Origin of the sequence: Streptomyces sp. NPDC014764 (assembly GCF_043082785.1) — a bacterium.
Classification (GTDB): Bacteria; Actinomycetota; Actinomycetes; order Streptomycetales; family Streptomycetaceae; genus Streptomyces; species Streptomyces althioticus.
In genome coordinates this window covers 182413-206725 of sequence record NZ_JBIBXY010000008.1, presented here as the reverse complement: position 1 = coordinate 206725, position 24313 = coordinate 182413, and the positions used below count along the sequence as shown (strand labels likewise).

Annotated in this window: 20 protein-coding genes; 12 read left to right on the top strand and 8 right to left on the bottom strand. The window is 72.0% G+C overall.

The genetic code is table 11. The features are described from left to right. Positions 1-37: 37 nt before the first annotated feature. Positions 38-1042 carry a DNA-3-methyladenine glycosylase family protein gene (locus ACF1AG_RS21865; RefSeq protein WP_391810234.1) on the top strand — a complete coding sequence of 335 codons (1005 nt, stop codon included), beginning with the start codon at positions 38-40 and terminating at the stop codon, positions 1040-1042. A 369-nt stretch (positions 1043-1411) separates the two neighbouring features. Here ACF1AG_RS21865 and ACF1AG_RS21860 read toward each other — a convergent pair whose 3' ends face one another. Both ACF1AG_RS21860 and ACF1AG_RS21855 read right to left on the bottom strand, forming a co-directional pair. Beyond that, the gene (locus ACF1AG_RS21860; protein WP_359752369.1) at positions 1412-2494 is read right to left on the bottom strand and encodes an NDP-sugar synthase; all 1083 of its coding nucleotides are present in this window, start codon (positions 2492-2494) and stop codon (positions 1412-1414) included. A gap of 107 nt (positions 2495-2601) precedes the next feature. Then, positions 2602-4101 carry a peptidoglycan recognition protein gene (locus ACF1AG_RS21855; protein WP_391810233.1) on the bottom strand — a complete coding sequence of 500 codons (1500 nt, stop codon included), beginning with the start codon at positions 4099-4101 and terminating at the stop codon, positions 2602-2604. Between the two features lie 140 nt (positions 4102-4241). Between ACF1AG_RS21855 and ACF1AG_RS21850 the strand changes: the two genes are divergently transcribed. From ACF1AG_RS21850 to ACF1AG_RS21830, 5 genes are all read left to right on the top strand, one after another. Then, positions 4242-5003, top strand: a complete 762-nt coding sequence (locus ACF1AG_RS21850) for a TIGR03089 family protein (protein WP_359605701.1) — start codon at positions 4242-4244, stop codon at positions 5001-5003. Positions 5004-5195: 192 nt separating this feature from the next. Continuing rightward, positions 5196-6404 (top strand): LCP family protein, encoded by a 1209-nt coding sequence (locus ACF1AG_RS21845; protein WP_391810232.1) that lies wholly within the window; start codon positions 5196-5198, stop codon positions 6402-6404. 243 nt (positions 6405-6647) lie between these two features. After that, on the top strand, positions 6648-8417 hold the full coding sequence (locus tag ACF1AG_RS21840; protein WP_391810231.1) for an LCP family protein: 1770 nt from the start codon (positions 6648-6650) through the stop codon (positions 8415-8417). An 81-nt stretch (positions 8418-8498) separates the two neighbouring features. Next, positions 8499-10160 carry an LCP family protein gene (locus ACF1AG_RS21835; RefSeq protein ID WP_391810230.1) on the top strand — a complete coding sequence of 554 codons (1662 nt, stop codon included), beginning with the start codon at positions 8499-8501 and terminating at the stop codon, positions 10158-10160. Between the two features lie 151 nt (positions 10161-10311). Further along, positions 10312-11886 carry an LCP family protein gene (locus tag ACF1AG_RS21830; RefSeq protein WP_359605694.1) on the top strand — a complete coding sequence of 525 codons (1575 nt, stop codon included), beginning with the start codon at positions 10312-10314 and terminating at the stop codon, positions 11884-11886. 63 nt (positions 11887-11949) lie between these two features. Here ACF1AG_RS21830 and ACF1AG_RS21825 read toward each other — a convergent pair whose 3' ends face one another. Continuing rightward, positions 11950-12990 (bottom strand): glycosyltransferase family 2 protein, encoded by a 1041-nt coding sequence (locus ACF1AG_RS21825; protein WP_391810229.1) that lies wholly within the window; start codon positions 12988-12990, stop codon positions 11950-11952. A 243-nt stretch (positions 12991-13233) separates the two neighbouring features. Between ACF1AG_RS21825 and ACF1AG_RS21820 the strand changes: the two genes are divergently transcribed. Then, entirely contained in the window at positions 13234-14595 is a 1362-nt protein-coding gene (locus ACF1AG_RS21820) for an LCP family protein (RefSeq protein WP_391810228.1), read from the top strand. Positions 14596-14732: 137 nt separating this feature from the next. Here ACF1AG_RS21820 and ACF1AG_RS21815 read toward each other — a convergent pair whose 3' ends face one another. Further along, positions 14733-15290, bottom strand: a complete 558-nt coding sequence (locus ACF1AG_RS21815) for an acyl-CoA thioesterase (protein ID WP_019527162.1) — start codon at positions 15288-15290, stop codon at positions 14733-14735. A gap of 119 nt (positions 15291-15409) precedes the next feature. Here ACF1AG_RS21815 and ACF1AG_RS21810 point away from each other — a divergent pair, with 119 nt between their 5' ends. Continuing rightward, positions 15410-16678: an LCP family protein gene (locus ACF1AG_RS21810; protein ID WP_391810227.1), complete on the top strand. Its 1269-nt coding sequence runs from the start codon at positions 15410-15412 to the stop codon at positions 16676-16678. A 66-nt stretch (positions 16679-16744) separates the two neighbouring features. On the opposite strand, the gene ACF1AG_RS21805 is transcribed toward ACF1AG_RS21810, so the two are convergent. After that, positions 16745-17110 carry a four-helix bundle copper-binding protein gene (locus ACF1AG_RS21805; RefSeq protein WP_359605686.1) on the bottom strand — a complete coding sequence of 122 codons (366 nt, stop codon included), beginning with the start codon at positions 17108-17110 and terminating at the stop codon, positions 16745-16747. Between the two features lie 179 nt (positions 17111-17289). On the opposite strand from ACF1AG_RS21805, the gene ACF1AG_RS21800 reads away from it, so the two are divergent. After that, positions 17290-18453: a phospholipase D-like domain-containing protein gene (locus ACF1AG_RS21800; protein WP_359605684.1), complete on the top strand. Its 1164-nt coding sequence runs from the start codon at positions 17290-17292 to the stop codon at positions 18451-18453. 287 nt (positions 18454-18740) lie between these two features. Here the strand turns inward: ACF1AG_RS21800 and ACF1AG_RS21795 are convergent, their stop codons facing one another. Next, entirely contained in the window at positions 18741-19898 is a 1158-nt protein-coding gene (locus ACF1AG_RS21795; protein ID WP_033276207.1) for an acyl-CoA dehydrogenase, read from the bottom strand. Positions 19899-20092: 194 nt separating this feature from the next. Between ACF1AG_RS21795 and ACF1AG_RS21790 the strand changes: the two genes are divergently transcribed. Continuing rightward, a complete protein-coding gene (locus ACF1AG_RS21790) occupies positions 20093-21436 on the top strand; it encodes a UDP-glucose dehydrogenase family protein (protein WP_391810226.1) in 1344 nt (447 codons plus the stop codon). Positions 21437-21538: 102 nt separating this feature from the next. Here ACF1AG_RS21790 and ACF1AG_RS21785 read toward each other — a convergent pair whose 3' ends face one another. Next, on the bottom strand, positions 21539-22045 hold the full coding sequence (locus ACF1AG_RS21785; protein WP_359608176.1) for a CGNR zinc finger domain-containing protein: 507 nt from the start codon (positions 22043-22045) through the stop codon (positions 21539-21541). A gap of 109 nt (positions 22046-22154) precedes the next feature. On the opposite strand from ACF1AG_RS21785, the gene ACF1AG_RS21780 reads away from it, so the two are divergent. Together ACF1AG_RS21780 and ACF1AG_RS21775 are read left to right on the top strand one after the other, a co-directional pair. Beyond that, positions 22155-22514 carry a VOC family protein gene (locus ACF1AG_RS21780; protein ID WP_359608175.1) on the top strand — a complete coding sequence of 120 codons (360 nt, stop codon included), beginning with the start codon at positions 22155-22157 and terminating at the stop codon, positions 22512-22514. Between the two features lie 38 nt (positions 22515-22552). After that, complete coding sequence (locus tag ACF1AG_RS21775; protein ID WP_086701082.1) at positions 22553-22945, top strand: VOC family protein; 393 nt, start codon at positions 22553-22555, stop codon at positions 22943-22945. A 223-nt stretch (positions 22946-23168) separates the two neighbouring features. Here the strand turns inward: ACF1AG_RS21775 and ACF1AG_RS21770 are convergent, their stop codons facing one another. Continuing rightward, positions 23169-24296, bottom strand: a complete 1128-nt coding sequence (locus ACF1AG_RS21770; RefSeq protein WP_359607709.1) for a dipeptidase — start codon at positions 24294-24296, stop codon at positions 23169-23171. Positions 24297-24313 lie beyond the last annotated feature (17 nt).

Sequence of the window (24313 nt, the reverse complement as noted above, 5' to 3'; positions counted from 1 at the left end):
TCTCGTAGGAGCTCTCACTCTCACCCCAGGGACTCTCGTGGCCGGACGCTTCGCTCCCCGCCCGACGCGGACCACCGTGCGCGGCGGCCATGTCGCGATGCCGTCGCCACGAGGCCCCCGCAGCGCGCCGGCCTCGCCCCGGACCCGGACCTGGGTGCCGGACGGCCCCCTGGAGCTGGGCCTGGTCCTCGGCCCGCTGCGCCGCGGCACCGGCGACCCCACCTTCCGCACGACCCCGGACGGCGCCGCGTGGCGCACCAGCCTCACACCCGTGGGCCCCGGCACCCTCCGGGTGACCGTGCACGACGACACGGTCCGCGGCCAGGCGTGGGGCCCCGGCGCCGACTGGCTCCTGGGCCGGCTCCCCGAACTGCTCGGCGCCGCCGACGACCCGTCCGCGTTCGTGCCCCGGCACCGGCTGCTGGCGTCCACCCACCACCGCCTGCCGGGCCTGCGTCTGCTGCGCACCGGCCTGGTCCTCGAATCGCTGATCCCGTCGATCCTGGAGCAGAAGGTCACGACCGGGGAGGCGTACCGGGCGTGGCGGCTGCTGGTCCGCAAGTTCGGCGAACCCGCGCCCGGACCCGCGCCCGAGCGGATGGCGGTCATGCCGGCGCCGCGCACCTGGGCGCTGATCCCGTCCTGGGAGTGGCACCGCGCCGGTGTCGACGACAAGCGGGCGTCGACCGTGCTGCGCGCGGTGCGGGTCACCGCGCGGCTGGAGGAGGCGGCTCGTATGTCTGCCGAGGAGGCGCGGGCGCGGCTGGAGCTGGTGTCCGGGATCGGGCCGTGGACGTCGGCGGAGACGGTGCAGCGGAGTCATGGGGCGGTGGATGCGGTGACGACGGGGGATCTGCATCTGCCGGGGATCGTGGGGTGGGCGTTGGCGGGGGACCGGGATGCGGACGACTCCGTCATGCTGTCCTTGCTCGAGCCGTATGCGGGGCAGCGGCATCGTGCCGTGCGGCTCATCCTGCTGAGCGGAAGGACGCCTGCGCGGCGGGCGCCCCGTATGCCGCACGGGGACATCGGGCGGCTCTAGCACTCCGTGCTGTGCGGCACCGTACGGGTGTTGCACACCCGTACCCCTTTACTCACCCGGCGTTGGTGCGGGCCGGGGGGTGTCGGCGCACCTCGGCGCCAACGAGGTGCCGCCGCGCCCACCCGTGCCGCCCCAGGCGGCACGCATGCCCGCGGATAGCGGCAGCCGCGTACGGCGGGGAGGGGACGGGGGGGCGGTGGGCGCCCGCAGCGGCCGGCGCGTCCGCGCCCTTCCCCTTGTCAACGCCCTCATCGCGCCAGACCGAGGACGACCACCCCCACCGCGGCCCCGCACCACCACCCCACCGTGGGCGCTACAGCAACCTCCACCGGACAGGTGAATGCGCCGCAGGCGTCACACCGCAGCCCCCTACTGGTCCGAAGAGAACCGCACCGCCCCGGCGGGGATCCGCGCGTCGCACCACACCCGCACGCCCTCCCTCAGCTCGTTGCGCGCGCCGACGACCGCCCCGTCCCCTATGACCGCCCCGGTCAGCACCGCCCGCTCCCCCACCCGCGCCCGCGTCCCGATCAGCGAGTCCGTCACGACCGCCCCCGGTTCGATCACCGCGCCCGGCAGGATCGTCGAGCCGAACACCCTCGCGCCCTCCGCGACGAACGCCCCCTCGCCCACCACCGTCCCGCCTTCCAGCTTCGCGTCCCGAGCCACCCGCGCCGTCGGCAGCACCAGCCGGTCCCCGCACCGCCCCGGCACCGCAGGCGACGGCGCCTTCCCGAGCACCAGGTCCGCCGACCCGCGTACGAACGCCGCCGGCGTCCCGAGGTCCAGCCAGTACGTCGAGTCGACCATCCCCTGGAGATGCGCCCCCGCCGCAAGCAGCCCCGGGAAGGTCTCCCGCTCGACCGACACCACCCGTCCCGCGGGGATCGTGTCGATGACCGACCGCCGGAACACGTACGCCCCCGCGTTGATCTGGTCGGTGACGATCTCCTCGGGCGTCTGCGGCTTCTCCAGGAACGCCAGCACCCGCCCCGTCCCGTCCGTCGGCACCAGCCCGTACGCCCGCGGATCGCTCACCTGCGTCAGGTGCAGCGAGACATCGGCGCCGGACGTCTCGTGCGTCCGCACCAGCGCCCGGATGTCCAGCCCCGTCAGGATGTCCCCGTTGAACACCAGCACCGGCTCGTCCGGCCCGGAGTTCAGCCGCGAGGCGACGTTGCGGATGGCGCCGCCCGTGCCGAGCGGCTCCTCCTCCGTGACGTACTCGATGTGCAGCCCCAGCGCGGACCCGTCGCCGAAGTACGGCTCGAACACCTCGGCGAGGTACGACGTGGCGAGGACGATGTGCTCCACGCCCGCCGCGCGCGCCCGCGCGAGCTGGTGCGTGAGGAACGGCACCCCGGCCGCCGGGACCATGGGCTTGGGCGTGTGCACCGTGAGGGGACGCAGTCGCGTGCCCTTGCCGCCGACCAGGAGGATCGCTTCTGTCACCTGTCGTCTTCGCTTCCTGCCGGGACCGGCCGAACTGTCTTTCGGCCGGCCAGTGTATGCAGACGGCCCCCGGCGGGAACGGAGCGGCCGGCCCCCGGCCGGCTCTCTCAGCGGCCCTGGTAACCGGCGGCCTTGGACCGCACGCTGCCCAGCTTCTTGTACAGCTTCCCCCCGGGGCAGGAGGTGTTGAACCCGTCCCTGTGGCCGGAGATCACCTTCATCTTCACCTTCTTGCCTTTCGCGTACAGGTTGCCCCCGCCGGACGTCAGGGATGTCTTCTTCTTCGGGTTCATGCCGTGCAGCCCGAGCTTCCAGGCGGTGAGCCGGGCGACGGCCTTCACCGCCTTGGAGGACGGCTTCTTGGAGCCGTAGGAGCCGATGACGGCGATGCCCGTGGTCTTGGAGTTGAACCCCATCGTGTGCGCGCCCTTGACCGGCTTGGCCACGCCGCCTGCCCGGCCCTCGTAGATGCGGCCGCACTTGTCGACGAGGAAGTTGTAGCCGATGTCCCGCCAGCCCAGGCTCTTGGTGTGGTAGCGGTAGAAGCCGCGGATCAGGGAGGGCGCCTGCGAGCAGGAGTAGTTGTTGCCGGAGGCGGTGTGGTGCACGAACGCCGCCTTGACCTTGCTCGTGTAGACGAAGCCCTTCTCGCGCAGGCTCTCGTCCGCCCCCCAGCCGCTCCGGGTGGTGATGGCGGGCCGCGGCCCGATGTACGGCTTGGCCTGCTGCTGCTCGGTCAGTTCGGTGCCGCGCAGGGCGACGAGTTCCTCCCGTGTCTCCTCGGCGGTGAGCGAGGGGATCTGGGTGGCGCCGAGCGGCACGAGGGCGGAGTTGGCGGCGGAGGCGGCCTTGGCCGCGGCGGTCATGGCGCCCGTACGAGGTCCCTCGGCGGGCCCAGCGGGCTCAGCGGGCTCCGCAGGCTCGGCGGGCTCCGCGCCCCCCGCAGTCTCCCCGGCCTCGCCGGCCTCGTCGGACCCCCCGGACTCCGCCTCCCCCGGATCGACCAGATCGAGCCGCATCCCGGCCGGCAGGGTGGACACCTCACCAGCGCCGGCCCCCTCCCCGCCTGACACACCCTCGTCCGACACCGTGTCGACGGGGTCCACATCCTCCGGCTCGCCGGAATCCGGTTCGGGCAGCACCCGCACCTCGACCCCGTCCGACTCCCCCACCCACAGCGGCGCGGTGGCGCCCCGCGTCTTCCCGGAGGCGGCCTCCGAGGAGTCCGGGTCCGCACCGTGCTCGGTGTAGTGGGTCTCGACGTCCTGCCAGTCGGTCCACTCCCCCGTGGAGGCCGTACGGGTGCGGACCTGCACGCGGCCGTGGAGGTCGGCGGAGGGGTCGTCCCAGACGACACCGAGGAGGGAGAAGGTCCGTACCGTCCGGGGCGTCAGGCCGAGCACGGCGCCTGATGCACGGTCATGAGTGAGAGGCCGCAGGGGCAGCGACTGGGTACTGCCCGGGACATCGGCCCGGGCATCGACTCGGGCGCCGGCCGTCCCCACGGTGCGCGTGGGCACGTCGGACGCGGCGGCGGGCGGGGCGAGCGGAAGGGCGAGGGCCGCGGCGCAGGTGACGCCGATTGAGGAAGCAAGAATTCCACGCATGCTCCTGAGCTTGGACATAGTCAGACAAATCTGTCCATCGCTCATATGACGGTCTGTCGGCTGCCGTTCCCCCGAACCGGTGGCCCGCCCCTGGCCCGCACGGAGGGTGCGCCCGGCGGGGGCCGCGTACGCTTGCGCGGGTGAACGCCACCGACCGCACCCCTGCCGACCTGCTGAGTTCCGCGCTCGCCGCGGACCCGGGACGCCCCCTGGTGACCTTCTACGACGACGCCACGGGCGAACGGGTCGAATTGTCCGTGGCCACCTTCGCCAATTGGGTGGCCAAGACCGCCAACCTGCTCCAGGACGAGCTGTCCGTCGAACCGGGCGACCGGGTGACCCTGCTGCTGCCCGCGCACTGGCAGACCGCGGTGTGGCTGCTGGCGTGCGCGTCGGTCGGCGTGGTCGCGGACGTCTGCGGCGACCCGTCCGCGGCGGACGTGGTGGTGAGCGGCCCGGAGCCGGAGTCGCTGGAGGCCGCACGCGCCTGCTCGGGCCCGCGGGTCGCGCTGGCGCTGCGGCCGCTCGGCGGGCGTTTCCCTCAGGCTCCGGAGGGCTTCGCCGACTACGCCGTGGAGGTGCCGGGGCAGGGCGACCGGTTCGCGCCGTACGCGCCCGTCGACCCCGAGGAGCCGGCGCTGATCGTGGCAGGCCGGGAGTTCTCGGGCGCGGAGGTCGTCGAGCGGGCCCGCGCGGAGGCGCCGGACCTCGGACTGACCGGCCCCGGCTCCCGAATCCTGTCCGGGCTGCCGTACGACACCTGGGAAGGGCTGAACGCCGGGCTGTACGCGCCGCTGGCGACCGGCGGCTCCGTGGTGCTGTGCCGCAACCTCGACCGGCTGGACGCCGACGCCCTGGACAAGCGCGTGGAGAGCGAACGGGTCACGGTCATCGCCCGCTGACCCGGCCCCGGCGCGCACCGCCCTCACTCGTTCGGCGCAGCACCACCTCCCACCCCTCCCTTCTCCGGGCCACAGTCGTAGGAAGCGGCACACCGAGCGGCAGGCACCCCGCGGGGCGCACCCGCGCGGCAAGCGGAGCGGCCCGCACCCGTACGCCGTCCCGGCCCGTACACAGGGAGGGGTGGAACCGGCATGAGCGACACCGCAGGCATACCCCCCGAGGGACAGGGCGGGGCGGGGCGCGATCTCGGTCCGGGCTCAGGCTCTTCGCCGAGCGGGCGCGGCGCGGTCCGCCGTCGTCGCCGGCGCTGGGTGTGGGGGGTGGGCATCGGGGTGTCCTTCGCGCTGGTGGGCGCCGCGGCCGCCGGGTGGGCGGTGTACATGAAGCTGGAGGGGAACATCACCCCGGACGAGGCGGCGGCGGCCGAGCTCGCCCGGTTCGAGGAGGACCGCCCCACCGCTCTGGTGAAGGACGCACTCAACATCCTGCTGATCGGGTCGGACTCGCGGGCGGGCGCCGAGAACCGCCGCTACGGGCGCGATCCGGGCACCGAGCGCTCGGACACGGTGATCCTGCTGCATCTGTCGGCGGGCCGGCGCAGCGCCACCGCGGTGTCGATACCGCGGGACCTGATGGTGGACGTGCCCGACTGCCGCCGCCCCGACGGATCGCGTTCCGCGCCGATGTTCGCCCAGTTCAACGCGGCCTTCGAGGTGGGCGGCTCGGCCTGCACCATCCGCACCGTCGAGAAGCTCACCGACATCCGCGTGGACCACCACGTCGTCGTCGACTTCGAGGGGTTCAAGGAGATGGTCGACGCGGTGGACGGCGTCGAGGTGTGCCTGAGCCGGCCGATCGACGACGAGGACGCCCACCTGCACCTGCCCGCGGGGCGCGTGACGCTCGACGGGGAGCAGGCCCTCGGCTACGTCCGGGCCCGCAAGAGCCTCGGGGACGGCAGCGACACCGGCCGCATCGAACGCCAGCAGCGATTCCTCGGCGCGCTGGTCAACAAGGTCCGCAGCAACGAGATCCTGCTGAATCCGGTGAAGCTGTATCCCGTACTGGACGCGGCCACCTCGTCCCTCACGACCGACCCCGAACTCGCCAGCTTGCGTGGTTTGTACGAACTCGTACGAGGGCTCCGTGACATCCCTACGGAAGGGGTGCAATTCCTCACCGTGCCACGGGAGTCCTACGCCGGGGACGTGAATCGGGACCAGCTCGCCCAGCCCGCCGCCGGGGAGCTGTTCGAGCGGCTGCGCAAGGACGAAGCCGTACGCGTGGGCACGGACGGTGAGCGAAAGGCCACGGAAAAGAAAACAACGGCCCCGGCGGACAGCGCGTCCTCGGAGCCCACGTTCTCCGGCAACACCGCCGCCGAGGACACCTGCGCGTAAAGGAAACTCAAAGACAACTCCCAGGCTGCGAACTCCTGTCCACGGAAATGGGCGGATTGCCCCTTGTGAAGGCGTGGAATTCGTCACCGACGTCGCCGGACGCCGATCGGGCCCGTTAGTGTGAGCCCTCCGGTGCGTCCGTTCCTTCAGGTCCGTCCTGAGATCCCGCACTGTGTGACCGAGACCCGAGCGCCTTGGGAGGGGAAAGGCGCCGCGTGGCCCCGACGGAGGATTCGAGCGACCGTGGACGCGCAAGGCCGTGGGCGGGGAGAGAACATCGATCCCGCAGACCAGTGGGTACTCAATCCGAACACCGGCGAATACGAACTGCGACTGAGCCCTTCCGCACCGCAGTCGCCCATTCCGGCCCCGCGCGGGCCGCGGAACCCGGGGGCGGGAAATCCGCGTGCCCGGTCGGCCTCGCCCGACCAGGCGCCCGAGCGCCCCGGCCGCGCCTCCCCCGGGCCTGAGACGCCCGGGCGGGACGTGCCGCCGCAGCGCCGGCGCCGGGGTGCGCAGGAGGAGGAGCCTCCGGCGGGCCGCCGAGGGCGCCGGCCGGCGAAGAAGCCCAAGAAGGCCAAGAAGGTTCTGCTGTGGACCAGCGGCACGGTGGCCTTCCTGGTGCTCGCCACGGGTGTGGGCGGCTATCTGTACCTGGAGCACCTGAACGACAACATCACGTCCGTCTCCGACGACGGCGCGGGCACCGGTGGCTTCAAGAAGGACCAGGCCATCAACATCCTGCTGATCGGCACGGACAAGCGCACCGGCTCCGGCAACGAGGGCTACGGCGACAAAGGCAGCGAGGGTCACGCCGACACCACGATCCTGCTGCACGTCTCCAAAGACCGCTCCAACGCCACCGCGCTGAGCATCCCGCGTGACCTGATAGTCGACATCCCGGACTGCCCCACCGAGCAGGAGGACGGCAGCCAGAAGGTCATCCCGGGCGAGACCGGCGTCCGCTTCAACACCAGCCTCGGCCAGGCCGGCCGTACGCCCAGCTGCACCATGCGGACCGTGACCGAGCTGACCGGCATCAAGCCGGACAACTTCATGGTGGCGGACTTCAACGCGGTGAAGACGCTGACCTCGGCGGTCGGCGGCGTTCCGGTGTGCCTGGGCAAGGACATCAACGACCCGGACTCGCACCTGAACCTGCCCAAGGGCACGCACCGGATCGAGGGCGAGGAAGCGCTGGCGTTCGTCCGCACCCGTCACTCGGTGGGCCTGGGCGGCGACCTGAGCCGTATCGAGCTGCAGCAGCAGTTCCTCAGCTCCCTGATGCGCGAGCTGAAGTCGAACGACACGCTCACCAGCCCGTCCAAGATGATCAAGCTGGCCGAGGCGGGCACCGAGGCGCTCACCGTCGACTCCACGCTGAACAGCATCAACAAGCTCAAGGACCTCGGTCTGGAGCTGGGCAAACTGAACGTCAAGAACCTGACCTTCACCACGGTCCCGGTGCTCGACAACCCGGCGGAGAAGGTGAAGGCGACCGTCGTCCTCAACGACGCCAAGGCGCCGGAGGTCTTCGACCTGATCCGCAACGACGTGTCGTTCACCGAGGTCAAGAAGCAGCAGAAGAAGGAGAAGGCCGCCGTCGCCGCCCGGCTGAAGGGCGAGAAGGCCCCCGCCGCCGAGGTGCGGGTGCGCATCCTCAACGGCGGCGCTGCCGCCGGGAGCGCCCAGTCGACCCTGAGCTGGCTCCAGGTCGAGCAGGGTGTCGACAAGTCGGAGAACGCGGGCAACGCGCCCGCGGAGCTGGCGAAGACCACGCTCGAGTACGCGCCCGACCAGGCCGACCAGGCGCGGCGGCTGGCCGACATCATGGGCCTGTCCGCGTCGGCGCTGAAGCCGGGCGAGAGCGTCACCAACTCGCAGGGCGTGCCCGCGATGACGCTGACCCTCGGCAAGGACTTCAAGGGCGCGGGCGTTTCGCTCACGCCTCCGGACAAGGCTCCGGACGACATCAAGAAATCCACGGCGGACAAGGTCGTCTGCGCCGAATAGGCACCTGACGGGCCCGTCTCGCGTCCTACGGGGCGCGGACGGGCCCGTTCCATGTCCAGGGGTGGGGAGAAGCACCGCACGATGACGCGAAGTGACGTGTACGAGGAGGGGGCACGGCAGGACGGCGCCCCGCGCCGGTCCGGCCCGCCCGAGGAGGGCCGTCCCGAGGGAACGCGCGCCGCCGAGGGCGGCGACGGCGGCGGGAGACCGCGCGGCGGACGGGCACGGCGCGCCCTGCGCTGGTCGGCGACGACCCTGGCCGTGCTGATACTCGGCACGGCGGGCGCCGGTTACCTGTACTACGACCATCTCAACGACAACCTGGTGAAGGGCGAGCGCAGCAGCGGCGACTCCAAGGCCGAGCGGTCCGCGCCGAACGCGGCCGGGCAGACGCCCCTCAACATCCTGCTGATCGGCTCCGACAGCCGCGCCTCCGACGCCAACGTCGCGCTCGGCGGCGGCAAGGCCAACCGCGGCAACCCACCGCTCGGCGACGTACAGATGCTGATCCACCTGGCCGCCGACCGGAAGAGCGCGGCGGTGGTGAGCATCCCCCGCGACACCCGTGTCGACATCCCCCGGTGCACCGACCCGGACACCGGGACGACGTACCCGGGGACCAACGACATCATCAACACCTCGCTGGCCCGCGGCGGTCCGGGCTGCACGCTCGCCACCTGGGAGAACCTCACCGGCGTCTACGTAGACCACTGGATGACCATCGACTTCGCGGGCGTGGTGAGGATGGCGGACGCGGTCGGCGGCGTCGAGGTCTGCGTCCGGCAGAACGTGTGGGACCGTCCGCTGCCCGGCGTGCCCGGCGGCTCGGGCCTGAAGCTGCGGGCCGGCACGACCAAGGTGGAGGGCGTGCAGGCGCTGCAGTGGCTGCGCACCCGGCACGCGTGGGGCAGCGACATCCTGCGCACGCGGGCGCAGCGGATGTACATGAACTCGATGATCCGCACGCTGCGCGGGCAGAACGTGTTCACCGACACCGGGCGGCTCACCGACCTCGCGGAGGCCGCCACGAGGTCGCTGAAGGTCTCCGAGGAGATCGGGTCGGTGAAGAAGCTGTACGACCTGGGGATGCAGCTGAGGACGGTGCCCCCGGACCGCATCACGATGACGACCCTGCCGACCGTCCAGGACCCGCAGAACGCCAACCACCTGCTGCCCGCCGGGGACGACGCGGAGCAGGTCTGGGCACTGCTGCGCGACGACGTGCCGTTCGACGACAAGGGCGGCGAGGGTGACGAGGGCGCGAAGGGCGGCCCGGGCGGGGCCGGGAAGGCGTCCCGCGAGGAGCGCACCGCGGACCCGTCGGCGCCCGACGACGAGATCGGCGTGCTGGTGCGGAACGCGACCCGGTCGGCGACCGAGGGGCCGGTCACCGGCCGGGCGAGCGCGATCGCCGGGGAGCTGACCGAGCAGGGGTTCATCCGTGCCGCGCCGGACACCTCCGCCGCGGGCGCCGAGGAGCGGACCGTCGTACGCTACCCGGCCGACGACCTCAAGGGGGACGCCCAGCGGGTCGCCAAGTCCCTGGGCATCCCGATGAGTTCGGTCCGCAAGTCGGCCGGCGTCCCCGGCGTCACCGTGGTGGTCGGCGCGGACTGGCGCGAGGGCGGCACGTACCGGGAGCCGGAGCCGCCGAAGGCGGGCGACCTGCCGGACGACGCCGACGCGCTCAGCGCGGACGAGAAGACCGCCTGCATGGACGTGTACGCGCCGTACCGCTGGTAGCCCTCGCGGCGGGCGGGGTCTCCCCGTCACCTCTTGGGGAAATCGAGGGAAAACCCGGGGCAACTGACGGGCCCGTCAAGCGTCTAACAGGACGCAGGGCGGGGCCTGCGTTCCGGAGCGAGGTGTTTCCAGGGGTGGGAAGGACGGGGCAGTGACACAGAACGCCACGCGGGAGACGGTCCGCGACGAGGAGCTCGCACCGGCTCCCGACGACGCCCCGCCCGCCGACGGCTCGGCCCCGCGTCCGAGGCGCTTCCGGCGGATACTCAAGTGGTCCGCCGCGGTGCTGGCGCTGCTCATACTCGCGGCCGGCGCGGCGGGTTACCTGTACTACCGCAAGCTCAACGACAACATCCGCAAGGACCCGCTGAACTTGGGCGACAGCAAGGTCGCCGAGCCGACGCCGAACGCGGCGGGCCAGACCCCGCTGAACATCCTGCTGATCGGCAGCGACGCGCGGGACAGCGAGGAGAACCAGAAGCTCGGCGGGGCCCGGGAGACGTTCGGCGCGACGCCGCTGGCGGACGTGCAGATGCTGGTGCACCTGTCCGCGGACCGCAGCAACATGTCCGTGATCAGCATGCCGCGCGACACCCTGCTGCACATCCCCAAGTGCACCGACCCGGACGACGGCACGGTGTACCCGGCGAGCGAGGGCCGCCGCATGGCCAACGAGAGCCTCGGGCACGGCGGTCCGGGCTGCACGGTGGCCACCTGGCAGGAGCTCACCGGCATCCACATCGACCACTTCGTGATGGTGGACTTCGCGGGCGTGGTCGCCATGGCGGACGCGGTCGGCGGCGTCCCTGTCTGCGTCGACGCCAACATCCACTCGCGCGACAGCCAGGGCCACGGCTCCGGGCTGAAGCTGCCGAAGGGCACCCACCCGGTCAAGGGCGAGCAGGCCCTGCAGTGGCTGCGCACCCGGTACGGCTTCGAGGACGGCAGCGACCTCGCGCGTGCAAAGGCGCAGCACATGTACATGAACTCGCTGGCCCGGCAGTTGCGCGAGAACGCGACGCTGAGCAGCCCCAACAACCTGCGCCGGCTGGCCGAGGAGGCCACCCGGGCGCTCACCGTGGACCCCGGCCTCGACACGGTGAAGAAGCTGTACGACCTGAGCACCGAGCTGCGGAAGGTGGAGCCGGAGCGCATCACCATGACCACGATGCCCAACCGGTACGTGGGCGCCCGCGTGGAGCCCACGGAGGACGCCGAGAAGCTGTTCCGGCTGGTGCGCGAGGACATCGCCCTGGACGGCAGGGACGCCAAGCCGAAGCCGCCCGTGGTGAAGCCGCCCGCCGACCCGGCCGCGGACGACTCGGCCATCGCCGTGCAGGTCCGCAACGGCACCCGCACCGACACCCTCGCGCCCGCCCCGGGCCGGGCCTCCGCGGTCGCCGGGGAGCTCCAGGAGAAGGGCTTCACCAGCGCCACCGCCGACACCGCGGGCGCGTTCACCGAGAAGCGGACCGTGGTGCGCTACCCGAGCGCCGACCTGGAGGGCGACGCCCGCCGTGTCGCCGCGGTCCTGGGCATCCCGGCGGACGCGGTGAAGCGGTCCACGGACGTGTCCGGCGTGACGCTGGTCGTGGGCGCGGACTGGCGCGAGGGCACGCGGTACGAGGCGCCCGAGGAGGACGACACCACGCCCGAGTCGGCGCAGGCGCTCAACGGCGCGGACGACAAGGCCTGCATGCATGTGAGCCCCGGCTTCACCTGGTGACGCGGGAAGGCCCCCTCCCGGTGCGGGAAGGGGCCTTCGGACGGGCGAGGGGCGGACGGGGCGTCAGGCCGCCGTGGCGTCCTCCGCCTTGACGGCGGGCCGGCGGGACGCGATGACCTTCTTCGCCAGGGAGCGCGGGCTGGTCAGGAAGCCCCAGCCCCACGACATGTGCATGGAGGCGAGGGCCACGGGAATCTGCAGCCGTGCCTTCGGCGGGAGGCCCTTGCCGGCGGGTATGGAGCCCGCGACGATCGCCGCGAGGTAGGCGCCGGGGACGACGAAGCCCCACGGGGTGAGCACCGCGCCCACCACGATCCCGGCCGCGATCGCGCACACCGCGGTCGGCGGCGCGAGGTAGCGCAGATTGATGGAGCCGGCGTGGTAGCGGGCCACCACGTGGCGCCACCGGCCGTAGTCCTTGTACTGCTTGGCGAGCGCCCGCACGGAAGGGCGGGGGCGGTACGACACCCGCAGCTCGGGTGAGAACCAGATCAGCCCGCCCGCCTCACGGATGCGGAAGTTCAGCTCCCAGTCCTGGGCGCGGATGAACTCCACGTTGTAGCCGCCCTGCCGCTCCAGCGCCTCGCGCCGGAACACGCCCAGGTACACGGTCTCGGCGGGGCCCGCCTCGCCGCCGGTGTGGAAGGCGGCGTTGCCCACACCGATCTTCGAGGTCATCGCGGCGGCGACGGCCCGCTCCCAGTCGTTCTCGCCCTCGGCGTGCATGATGCCGCCGACGTTCTGCGCGCCGGTCTCCTCCAGGAGACGCACGGCGGTGGCGATGTAGTTCGGGGAGAGCATCCCGTGGCCGTCGACGCGGACCACGATCGGATGGCGCGAGGCCTTGATCGCCGCGTTGAGGGCGGCCGGGGTGCGGCCCGTCGGGTTGGGCACGGTGTGCACCCGCGGGTCCTCGGCGACGAGCTCGGCGGCGATCTCGTCCGTGCGGTCCGTGGACGGACCGAGGGCGATCACGACCTCCATCTCGCCGGCGTACTCCTGGGCGAGGATCGCGCGGACCGCGCCGCGCAGATGCCGCTCCTCGTTGAGGACGGGCATGATCACGGAAACGGCCGGGGGCCGCACGTCGGGATTGGCGTTCATAGGAGCCTCACGTTACCGCGAACGGGGGACACGTCTGCGCGTGCCGGGGTGCTGTGCGAAGGGCCGCAGATCGTATCGGCCTACGGTGCTCACGATTCCACGCTCGGCCGTCGTCCGGAGGTGCCCCCCTTGCCCACGCCGCCGCGCTCCCCCCGGCCCCGAAACCCCGACCGGCGCCCGGCGCGGCCGGCCCGCCCGGCCCCGCGCCCGCCGGCGCCCCCGCGCCGCCGGCCGCGGTGGGTCATGCGCACGGTCACCGCGCTGTCGGTCGTGGTGCTCGCCTCCGCGGGGATCGGGCACGCGGTGCTCAGCGGGCTCGACGACGACATCGCGCGCGTCGACCCGTTCCGCGACATGAAGAACCGGCCCCGGGCCGGGCACGGCATGAACATCCTGCTGGTCGGCACGGACGGGCGGGACAGCATCGGCAAGGCGGAGCGGGAGAAGTACCGGCTCGGCGGGGCGCCCTGCCACTGCACCGACACGATCATGATCGTGCACATCTCGGAGGACCGGGACCGGGCCAGCGTCGTCAGCCTGCCCCGCGACTCCTACGCCCTGACGCCCCCGCACACCGACCGGGTCAGCGGGCAGCAGCACAAGGGACACCCGCTGAAGCTGAACGCGGCCTACGCGGAGGGCGGGCCGCAGCTCACCGTGCGGACGGTGGAGAAGATGACCCGGGTGAAGATCGACCACTACCTGGAGGTCGACTTCGCCAGCTTCATGAAGACCGTCGACGTGGTCGGGGGCGTGGAGATCTGCACCGACCAGCGGCTGAAGGACAGCCACAGCGGGCTCGACCTGTCCCCGGGCCGGCACACCCTCAAGGGCGGCGAGGCCCTCCAGTACGTCCGTGCCCGGTACGTCGACGGGGGGTCCGACCTCAGCCGCATGCGGCGGCAGCAGCACTTCCTGGCGGCTCTGGTGGAGCGGGCCACGTCGTCGGGGATCCTGCTGAACCCGATGCGGTTCCGGGACGTCACGCGCGCTGTGCTCGGTTCGGTCCGCGCGGACGAGGGGTTCGGCACCGGTGAGCTGCTCGACCTGGGGCGGGCGATGCGGAACTTCTCCCCGTCGTCGTCGGAGTTCACCACCGTGCCCGTGGTGACGCCGGGGCACGTCGTGAAGGGCATCGGCTCGACGCTGAAGTGGGACGCGGAGAAGTCCGAGCACATCTTCGACGCGCTGCGACGCGACGAGCCGCTGTCCACGCGGCCCTCGGCCGGCGCGGCGCTGCGGGTGCCGGTCGACCCGAAGCAGATCCGGGTGCAGGTCGAGAACGGCACCCGCACGCCGGGCCTCGGCCGGCGCGTGGACGCGGCCCTGGCGGCGACCGGCTTCGCCACCACCAAGGCCCCCGTCAATGCCGCCCGCCAGGACCACGAGCGCACGGTCGTCGCCTACGACCCCCGCTGGGACCGCTCCGCGAAGTCCCTCGCGGCGGCCCTCCCCGGCAGCGAGCTGCGCGCGGTGAAGGGCCAGGGCCCGACCTTGAAGGTCATCGCGGGCACCGACTTCGAGAAGGTCCGCAAGGTCCGCCCGGAGGACCCGGGCCAGGGAGAGCTCGGGGTCGTCCGCGGCGACGAGGTCAACTGCGGCTGACCCCGCCCACGGCGGTTCCTCCTGGCCCCTGCGCGCCGTGGCCGGGAGCATCCCGGCGTACCCGGGGCTGGAGAGCGCCGCGCCGAGGGGCGGCTGGAGAGCGCCCCGCCCAGGGGCGGCTGGAGAGGGCGACGCCCTCAGTCGTCGAAGCCCTCCGCCGCGCGCTTCTCGCGGAGTTCCAGGATCGCGCGGCGGCGGGAGAGGCGGTGGGTGCGGCGGATCTGGGCCTCCTGGTAGCGGCGGCGGTCGCGGTCGCTCTCGGGGAGGACCGGCGGCACCCGCCGGGGCTTGCCGTCGGCGTCGACCGCGGCGAAGACGAGGTAGGCCGAGCCGACGTGCGTGGCGGGCGCGGACTCGTTCCAGCGTTCGGCCAGCACCCGCACCCCGACCTCCATCGAGGTCCGGCCGGTCCAGTTGACCTGGGCCTTGACGTGAACAAGGTCACCCACGCGGACCGGCTCGAAGAACGCCATCTCGTCCATGGAGGCCGTCACGGCCGGCCCTCCGGAGTGCCGGCCGGCGACGGCGCCCGCCGCGTCGTCGACCAATTTCATGATCACCCCACCGTGCACGGTGCCCAGAAGATTGGTGTCGTTGTGGGTCATGATGTGGCTGAGGGTGGTGCGGGACGCCGAGACGGGCTTGCCCGGGATCTCCGGACTGTCCGTCTGCGCGGCAGGGGCCTGGTCTGTCATGGCCTCCACCTTATGCCGAGGTGACAAGCGGTTGTTTTGTGTCAGCTTCGCAACAGCGCGGCTCTGATTTTCCGACGACCCTTGTATGGCCGGCCCGGCGGACCTGCACACTGTCTGGCATGAATGATTGGCCCGAGGCATGGTCCGACGACAACCGCGGCCGCCGTTACGGACGCGGGAGCGCGAGCGCACAGCCCGAGGGCCCCCGTGTCATGCGGCAGGTCCGGCGGGGTCAGCCGGCCCCTCCCGGGCAGGGTGCCTACGGCGGGGTCCCGCAGCAGCCCCAGTACGTCGACGGCCGTGGCAGCGGCGGCTACGACGACTACGACAGCGGCTACAACACCGGCCAGGTCTACGGCGGCGGTGGCGGACGCGGCGGCGGTGACGGCTACGGCCCGCAGCACCCGGCGCCGGACTGGCGGCGTCGTATCAAGTGGACGGCGATCACCCTGGTGACCGTGCTGTTCGTCACCACCGTCGCCACGTACTTCTGGGCCGACTCCAAGCTCAACCGCGAGGTCGACCTGTCGAAGGTGATCGAGCGGCCCGAGAAGGGCGCGGGCACCAACTACCTCATCGTCGGCTCCGACAGCCGTGAAGGGCTGTCCGCCGAGGACAAGAAGCGGCTGCGCACCGGATCCGCCGAGGGCAAGCGCACGGACTCGGTGATGATCCTGCACACCGGCGACAACGGCCCGACCCTCATATCGCTGCCCCGTGACTCGAACGTGGAGATCCCCACCTTCAAGGGCTCCGAGTCCGGGAAGACCTACCAGGGCACCGGCCGCCAGGTGAAGCTGAACGCCGCGTACGCCGAGGACGGCCCCGAGCTGCTGGTGCGCACGGTGGAGTTCAACACCGGCCTGCACATCGACCACTACGTGGAGATCGGCTTCGGCGGCTTCGCGAACATCGTCGACTCGGTCGGCGGCGTGGAGATCGACATCCCGCAGGACATCAAGGACACCAAGTCCGGCGCCGACCTCAAGAAGGGCAAGCAGACCCTGAACGGCGAGGAGGCGCTCGCCTTCGTCCGCACCCGCTACGCCCTGCCCGGCTCCGACCTGGACCGCACGAAGAACCAGCAGAAGTTCCTCTCGGCCCTGGCCAACCAGGTGGCCACCCCGAGCACCGTCCTCAACCCCTTCCGGCTCTACCCGACCATGGGCGCCGGACTGGACTCCCTGATCGTCGACAAGGAGATGGGCCTGTTCGACCTGGCCGACATGTTCTGGTCGATGAAGGGCGTCAGCGGCGGCGAGGGCACCTCGATGAACATGCCGCTCGCCGGCTCCAGCGGCGGCAACCTGCTGTGGGACAAGGACAAGGTGAAGCAGCTGGTCAGCCAGCTGAACAACGACGAGAAGGTGACCGTCACGGGCGACTGACACCGCCGGTCACCACGACGAGGGCACCCCCGCCGGGGGTGCCCTCGCGCATGTCCGGCGCGGGTGTCACATCGGGGCGCCCGCCATCGCGCGGCACATCTCGGAGCAGCGGCGGCACGACTCGGCGCACCGCGTCATCAGCTCGTCCTCCGGCATCGTCAGGCACGCCTCCGCGCAGAGGTCGCAGGCCTGCGCGCACATCATGCACATCTCGTTGTGCAGCGGCGAGCGCCGCATCATCATGTCCGCGCACATGCGGGTCATCTCCGAACAGTCGAGAAGCGCCCGCATGATCCGCGTCTGAGCCTCGCCACCCCTCTGCAGACACGCGCTCATGGCCTCCTCGCACACGCCGTGACAGGCCATGCACGCCTGGATGCAGTCCTGCATCTCCTTGCTCAGCGGTTCCGTGGCCGGCTGCTGCTGGGTCATGGTTCCTCCCAGGGTCGGCGAGGACCGGCGCTCGGTCCTCGCACCTCCCGTCCTACGCCCCTGTGTCCATGACCACCACAGGACGCTGCTTGGCCGGGCCGGGAGCGGCAACCAGGGAGGGTGGCGCCGGTGACCGCGGCGCCGAGGGGGCGTATCGCGGGACGGACAGGGAGAGGACCATGACGGCACGGACGGAGCGGCAGCGGCTGCGCAGACGGCTGGAGCGGCTCATCGGCATCGCGGCGACCGAGGGCAACGAACTCGTGCCGCTGCGCAACGGCGACGAGATCTTCCCGGCGATGCTGGAGGCGGTCCGCGCCGCGGAGCACACGGTCGACATGATGACGTTCGTCTACTGGCGGGGCGACATCGCGCACGAGTTCGCGGAGGCGCTGGCCGAGCGCGCCCGCGCGGGCGTCCGCGTGCGGCTGCTGCTGGACGGCTTCGGCGCGAAGGAGATAGAGCCGGAGCTGCTGGAGGCGATGGAGGAGGCCGGCGTCCACGTGGCGTGGTTCCGCAAGCCGACCCGGTTGTCGCCGATGCGGCAGAACCACCGCTGCCACCGCAAGGTGCTGCTCACCGACGAGCACACCGCCTTCACCGGCGGGGTGGGCATCGCGCAGGAGTGGTGCGGTGACGCCCGCAATCCCGAGGAGTGGCGCGACACGCATGTGCGGGTCAGGGGCCCGGCCGTGGACGGCATCGCGGCGGCCTTCGCCCAGAACTGGGCCGAGTGCCACGACGAGCTGTACGACGACTGCGACCGCTTCACCTCGCAGGAGCAGCCCGGCAACGCCACGGTGCAGGTGGTGCGCGGCTCGGCCAGCTTCGGCTGGCAGGACATGCAGACCCTGCTGCGTGTGGTGATCACCTCGGCGCAGGAGCGGTTCCGGCTGTCCACGGCGTACTTCGCGCCGGACGAGTACTTCATCGACCTGCTGGCGGCCGCCGCCCGCCGGGGCGTGAAGGTGGAGATCCTGCTGCCCGGGCCGCACACCGACCAGCGCGCCTGTCTGCTGGCCGGGCGTCAGCACTACCAGACGCTGGTGGACGCGGGCGTGGACGTGCGGGAGTACCAGCCGACCATGCTCCACACGAAGATCATCACGGTGGACGGCGTCTGTTCCCTGATCGGCTCGACCAACTTCAACCGACGCTCGCTGGAGCACGACGAGGAGGTCATGCTGGCCGTCCTCGACGAGGACTTCACCGCGCGGCTCGACGACGACTTCGACGCCGACCGCAAGCAGAGCGAGGCCGTCGACCCGGCCCGCTGGCGGCGCCGTCCGCTGCGCGCGCGTCTGGCGGAGGCGGCGGTCACCCCGATCCGGCGTTTCCTGTGAGCGCGTGGCGACGAGTTCCCCCCTCGGCCGTGCCCGCCCGAGCGGTGTGACGCACCACCTGTTCCGGCGCCGGTGAGCCCGGCGCGGTGAGCCGGTGACGGCTGGAGGACGCGGAAGGGCGCCCGGGAGATCCCGGGCGCCCTTCCAGCGGCTTCTTTTGAATCGCCAGCTCCCCAGGATTTCCCCAGCATGACGTCCATGAACGGCCCTGACCAGGCCGCAACCGGCAGAAAGCCGAGAGCGCTCCTCCGGCGCCTCAGAACCGCCTCTGACCTGCAAAAACCCTGCTACGGAAGGTTCCTGGCCATGACGATCCGCTGGACCTGGTTCGTGCCTTCATAAATCTGCGTGATCTTGGCGTCGCGCATCATGCGCTCGACCGGGTAGTCGCGCGTGTAGCCGTAGCCGCCGAGGAGCTGGACGGCGTCCGTGGTGACCTCCATGGCCACGTCGGAGGCGAAGCACTTGGCGGCGGCGCCCTGGAAGGTCAGGTCGCTGTCGTTCCGCTCGGACTTCGCCGCGGCCGCGTACGTGAGCTGGCGGGCGGCCTCGATCTTCATGGCCATGTCGGCGAGCATGAACTGCACGCCCTGGAAGTCCGCGATCGGCTTGCCGAACTGCTTGCGCTCCTTGACGTAGCCCTTGGCGTAGTCGAGGGCGCCCTGGGCGATGCCGAGAGCCTGCGCGGCGATGGTGATGCGGGTGTGGTCCAGGGTCTTCATCGCCGTGGCGAATCCGGTGCCCTCCTCGCCGATCATGCGGTCGGCGGGGATGCGGACGTTGTCCAGGTAGACCTCGCGGGTGGGCGAGCCCTTGATGCCGAGCTTCTTCTCCGGGGCGCCGAAGGAGACGCCCGGGTCGCCCTTCTCCACGACGAACGCGGAGATGCCCTTGGAGCGCTTCTCCGGGTCGGTGACGGCCATCACCGTGTAGAACTCGGACTCGCCGGCGTTGGTGATCCAGCGCTTCACGCCGTTGAGCACCCAGAAGTCGCCGTCGCGGACGGCGCGGGTCTTCATGCCGGCGGCGTCGGAACCGGCGTCCGGCTCGGAAAGGCAGTAGGAGAACATCCCCTCGCCCTTGGCGAGCGGGGCCATGTACTTCTTCTTCAGCGCCTCGGAGCCGGAGAGGATGACCGGCAGCGAGCCCAGCTTGTTCACCGCGGGGATGAGGGAGGAGGACGCGCAGACACGGGCCACCTCCTCGATCACGATGACCGTGGCGAGCGCGTCCGCGCCGGCGCCGCCGTACTCCTCGGGGACGTGCACGGCGTGCAGGTCGTTCGCGACGAGCGCGTCGAGGGCCTCACGGGGGAAGCGGGCCTCCTCGTCCACCGCGGCGGCGTGCGGCGCGATCTTCGCCTCGGCCAGCGAGCGGACGGCGTCCCGGAGCATGTCGTGCTCCTCGGACGGGCGGTACAGGTCGAAGTCAGCCGATCCGGCCAAGGTCTCTCACGCTCCAAAACACTGCGATGCTGATCACGCTAACTACCGTTAAGTAACTCAAATGTTAGGCCTTCCCCCGTGCTCGTGGATAGGTGAGCTGGGCGACAGCGGTGGAACAACCGGACGGGAGGCGTACGGGCGCCCCGGATATGCTCGGGCGCGCACGTGCCTGCCGCGACCTCTGGAGCACCCCCATGGCCCTCAAGATCACCGTGATCGGCACCGGTTATCTCGGCGCGACCCACGCCGCGGCCATGGCCGAGCTGGGCTTCGAGGTGATGGGCCTCGACGTGGTGCCCGAGAAGATCGACAAGCTGCGCCGCGGCGAGGTCCCGATGTACGAGCCGGGCCTCGAGGAGCTGCTGCGCCGGCACGTGGCCGGGATCGAGGGCTCGACCGGCCGGCTGCGGTTCACCATGGACTGGGCCGAACTGGGCGAGTTCGGCGACATCCACTTCGTCTGCGTCAACACCCCGCAGCGGCACGGCGAGTACGCCTGCGACATGTCGTACGTCGACTCCGCGATCGCCTCGCTCGCCCCGCATCTGAAGGGACCCGCGCTGGTCGTCGGCAAGTCGACGGTGCCCGTCGGGTCGGCCGACCGGCTGGCCGCCTACCTCGCCGAGCACGCGCCGGCCGGGGCGGACGCGGAGCTGGCCTGGAACCCGGAGTTCCTGCGTGAGGGCTTCGCGGTGCAGGACACCCTGCACCCGGACCGGATCGTGGTGGGCGTGCGCAGCGAGCGGTCGGAGAAGCTGCTGCGCGAGGTGTACGCCACGCCGGTCGAGGAGGGCTCGCCGTTCGTGGTGACGGACTTCCCGACGGCGGAACTGGTGAAGACGTCCGCGAACTCCTTCCTCGCCACGAAGATCTCCTTCATCAACGCGATGGCGGAGCTGTGCGAGGCCACCGGCGGCGACGTCGCCAAGCTGGCCGAGGCGATCGGCCACGACGACCGGATCGGCCGGAAGTTCCTGCGCGCCGGGATCGGCTTCGGCGGCGGGTGTCTGCCGAAGGACATCCGGGCATTCATGGCGCGCGCCGGTGAGCTGGGCGCGGACCAGGCGCTGACGTTCCTGCGCGAGATCGACTCGATCAACATGCGCCAGCGGGGCCGGATGGTGGAGCTGACCCGGCAGGAGCTGGGCGGCGGGCCGTTCCTCGGCAAGCGGGTGGCGGTGCTGGGCGCGACGTTCAAGCCCGACTCGGACGACGTCCGCGACTCGCCCGCGCTGAACGTGGCCGGGCAGATCCACCTCCAGGGCGGCCAGGTCACCGTCTACGACCCGAAGGGCATGGACAACGCCCGCAGCCTGTTCCCGACGCTCGGGTACGCCGACTCGGCGCTGGAGGCGGTACGCGGCGCCCATGTCGTGCTGCACCTGACGGAGTGGCTGGAGTTCCGTGAGCTGGACCCGGCGGAGCTGGGCGAGGTGACGGCCGAGCGGGTCGTGCTGGACGGGCGCAACGCGCTCGACGCGGAGACGTGGCGGCGGGCCGGCTGGCGCTTCCGGGCGATGGGACGCCCCGGCGCCTGAGACGCGCTTCCCGCGCGCGGGTGACGCCGGTTCGGCCGAGGCTCAGTCGGCCGAACCGGCGTCGTCCTGCATTCTGCCGCACCGGGCGCGGGCGTGCCGGGACTACCCCTGCTTCGCCCGGTACCGGCGCATCTTCGCGCGGGCCCCGCACACCTGCATCGAGCACCAGCGGCGGCGCCCGGCGGGGCTGCGGTCGTAGTAGGCCCAGTGGCAGGCCGGGGACTCGCACGCCTTCAGGCGCTGCCAGGTGCCGGCCGTGACCGCCTCGGCCACGGCGGCGGCGACCCGGGACAGCAGCGGCCCGTTGTCGACCGGCGCGAGGGCGGCGGAGCCGTCGGCGGGGTCGACCGTGACCACCAGGGGCGCGTGGGCGAGCAGCTCGCCGAGCGGAACGACCGGGCGGTGGGCGGGGTGGCCGGCGTGCGCCAGCAGGGTGGCGCGCAGCGACTCGCGCAGTTCGCGGGCGTCGTCGACGGCGTCCTCGGCGATCCCGAAGGGCGCGCGGCCCTCGGGGGTGTCCAGCGCGTCGGCACCGGTGGCGAGGTCCACGGTGTTGACGAGGTCGTGGACCAGGGTCAGCCGCCCCGGCGGGGCCGCTCTCTCGCTCATGACGCGACGGTACCTTTCCCAAATCTCCTTGCGAGGTTACCGGTACTGAGGCAGCATGCGGTAACGGTTACCTGTAGACCGCTTAAAGCGGTAACACGAGGAGGCAGTCATGTCCGTAGCAAAGGTGGGCGTCGTCGTCCTGGACTGTCCTGACCCGCACGCGCTGGCCGGCTTCTACGCCGGGATCGTGGGCGGCACGCCGGACGGCGAAGGCGACTGGGTGGACCTCGCGGTCCCCGGCGGCCCGACGCTGGCCTTCCAGCGGGCCGAGGGCCACGTCCCCCCGCGGTGGCCCGCGGCCGACCGCTCCCAGCAGTTCCATCTCGACCTGACCGTCGAGGACCTGGACGCGGCCGAGAAGGAGATCCTGGCGCTGGGCGCGAAGCCGCTGGACGTGGAGGACCGCTCGCGGACCTTCCGGGTTTACGCGGACCCGGCCGGGCACCCGTTCTGCCTGTGCGCCTGCTGAGAGCCGACGAGACGTCCTGACGAGACATGGAGGAACCGATGGCCCCCGTGGCACGACTGCGCAGTGTCGTCCTGGACTGCCCCGACCCGAGTGAACTGGCGGTCTTCTACGCGGCCGTCGCGGGCGGCACGCCCGTGGCGGAGGACGAGGACTGGGTGGTCCTCCAGGTCCCCTCGGGCCCCCGCCTCGCCTTCCAGCGCGCCCCCGGCTTCACCCCGCCGGCCTGGCCGGCCGCCGACCACGATTCCCAGCAGTTCCACCTCGACTTCGACGCGGGTGGCACGTGGGAGGAGATCGACGCGGCGGAGGAGAAGGTGCTGGCACTCGGGGCACGCGTCCTGGACAGCGAGGACTACGAGAAGAAGGACTTCCGCGTCTACGCCGACCCTGCGGGGCACCCCTTCTGCCTGTGCCGCATCGAGCAGCCGTAGGACGCCGCCGGGTGCGGGGCCTCCGTGGCTGGGCGCGCAGTTCCCCGCGCCCCTGGAGGGCGCCGCCGCTGCGGGCAGTCGTGCCGCTAGGGGCGGCACGGGTGGGCGCAGCGGCACCCCGCCAACGCCGGGTGCGGGCAGCCCGTAGCTGGGCGCGCGGTTCTCCGCGCCGCTGAAGGGGCGCGCACGCCACAGGTGAGCCGGGCCGCGGCCGGGTGTCGCCTCAGCCGTCGAGGGCGGTGATCGTCGCCGTCGACGGCTTGCGGCGTTGCTGGGCCGTGTGGGCCGTGAAGGCCGTCGCGCGGAGGACGCGTTGGACGTTTCCCCAGGTCAGGAGGGCCACATCGGACTCTTCCCAGCCTCGGCGCAGGAGTTCCGCGATCAGGCGGGGATAGCAGGACGGGTCGCTCAGCTCCTGCGGGTGCGCCGTGCCCGTGTCGTACGTGCCGGAGAGGCCCACGCACTCCGGGCCGGCGACGGTGCGGACGTGGTCGAGGTGGTCGGCGACGTCGCGGACGGTCGGGCCGGCCTGCTCGGCGGTGAGCGGCACCAGGCACAGCCCCTTCGCCTCGCCCACCGCGGCGAGCAGGTCGTCGGGCAGGTTGGCCGGGTGCGGACGCAGGTCGCGGGCGCCGGACCGGGTGAACAGCACCGGCGCCTTGGAGACCACGAGCGTCCGGCGGACGGTGGGGGTGGAGGCGTAGGAGAGGTCGGCGACCATGCCGAGCCGGTTCATCTCGCGTACGACCTCCTCACCGAAGCGGGAGAGCCCGGCCGGGCCCGCCCAGGAGGTGCCGGTGAGGGTGAGCACCCGGACGCCAAGGGCGTGCAGGGAACGCAGGACGCTCAAGGAGTCGCCGAGGGCGGGCGCGCCCGCGGGACCGAACAGCACGGCGACCCGGCCGCAGTTGCGGGCGTCGACGACCTCCCCGGCGGTGCGGGCGGGCCGCAGCCCCGAGTCGTGGGCGGCGACGACCCCCTGCGCCAGATCCAGCTGCTCCAGGGTCGTGGTGAGCGCCCGGTCACTGTCGTGGCCGTCGGGCAGGTGCAGCGACCAGAACACGGCGCCGACCTGCCCCTGGCGCAGTCGCGGCAGGTCCGCGTCGACGGCGCTCTCCCCGAGGTCGAGGTCGTACCAGGGCAGTCCGCGCAGCGTCCACGGCAGGCCGCTGTAGCCGTCGCAGACGGGGTGGGCGGCGAGGACGGCCCGCGCGCGGTCGAGGGGGGCGTCGTCCGGGTCGGAGACCGGCCGGTACTCCTCCGGTCCGACGACCACCGCCTCCTGCGGGTACGGCTCGTCGGCGCGGCCCACTTCGGCGGCGGTATGCAGGTCGTCCTGGAGATCGGCCATAACGGGGCTCCGTACGT

Excerpts from the sequence above, each read along its gene's own strand:
- ACF1AG_RS21820 (WP_391810228.1), top strand. The coding sequence starts at position 13,234 with ATGCGCACGGTCACCGCGCTGTCGGTCGTGGTGCTCGCCTCCGCGGGG.
- ACF1AG_RS21775 (WP_086701082.1), top strand. The coding sequence starts at position 22,553 with ATGGCCCCCGTGGCACGACTGCGCAGTGTCGTCCTGGACTGCCCCGAC.
- ACF1AG_RS21800 (WP_359605684.1), top strand. The coding sequence starts at position 17,290 with ATGACGGCACGGACGGAGCGGCAGCGGCTGCGCAGACGGCTGGAGCGG.
- ACF1AG_RS21790 (WP_391810226.1), top strand. The coding sequence starts at position 20,093 with ATGGCCCTCAAGATCACCGTGATCGGCACCGGTTATCTCGGCGCGACC.
- ACF1AG_RS21780 (WP_359608175.1), top strand. The coding sequence starts at position 22,155 with ATGTCCGTAGCAAAGGTGGGCGTCGTCGTCCTGGACTGTCCTGACCCG.
- ACF1AG_RS21805 (WP_359605686.1), bottom strand. The coding sequence starts at position 17,110 with ATGACCCAGCAGCAGCCGGCCACGGAACCGCTGAGCAAGGAGATGCAG.
- ACF1AG_RS21845 (WP_391810232.1), top strand. The coding sequence starts at position 5,196 with ATGAGCGACACCGCAGGCATACCCCCCGAGGGACAGGGCGGGGCGGGG.
- ACF1AG_RS21785 (WP_359608176.1), bottom strand. The coding sequence starts at position 22,045 with ATGAGCGAGAGAGCGGCCCCGCCGGGGCGGCTGACCCTGGTCCACGAC.
- ACF1AG_RS21825 (WP_391810229.1), bottom strand. The coding sequence starts at position 12,990 with ATGAACGCCAATCCCGACGTGCGGCCCCCGGCCGTTTCCGTGATCATG.
- ACF1AG_RS21855 (WP_391810233.1), bottom strand. The coding sequence starts at position 4,101 with ATGCGTGGAATTCTTGCTTCCTCAATCGGCGTCACCTGCGCCGCGGCC.
- ACF1AG_RS21815 (WP_019527162.1), bottom strand. The coding sequence starts at position 15,290 with ATGACAGACCAGGCCCCTGCCGCGCAGACGGACAGTCCGGAGATCCCG.
- ACF1AG_RS21810 (WP_391810227.1), top strand. The coding sequence starts at position 15,410 with ATGAATGATTGGCCCGAGGCATGGTCCGACGACAACCGCGGCCGCCGT.
- ACF1AG_RS21835 (WP_391810230.1), top strand. The coding sequence starts at position 8,499 with ATGACGCGAAGTGACGTGTACGAGGAGGGGGCACGGCAGGACGGCGCC.
- ACF1AG_RS21770 (WP_359607709.1), bottom strand. The coding sequence starts at position 24,296 with ATGGCCGATCTCCAGGACGACCTGCATACCGCCGCCGAAGTGGGCCGC.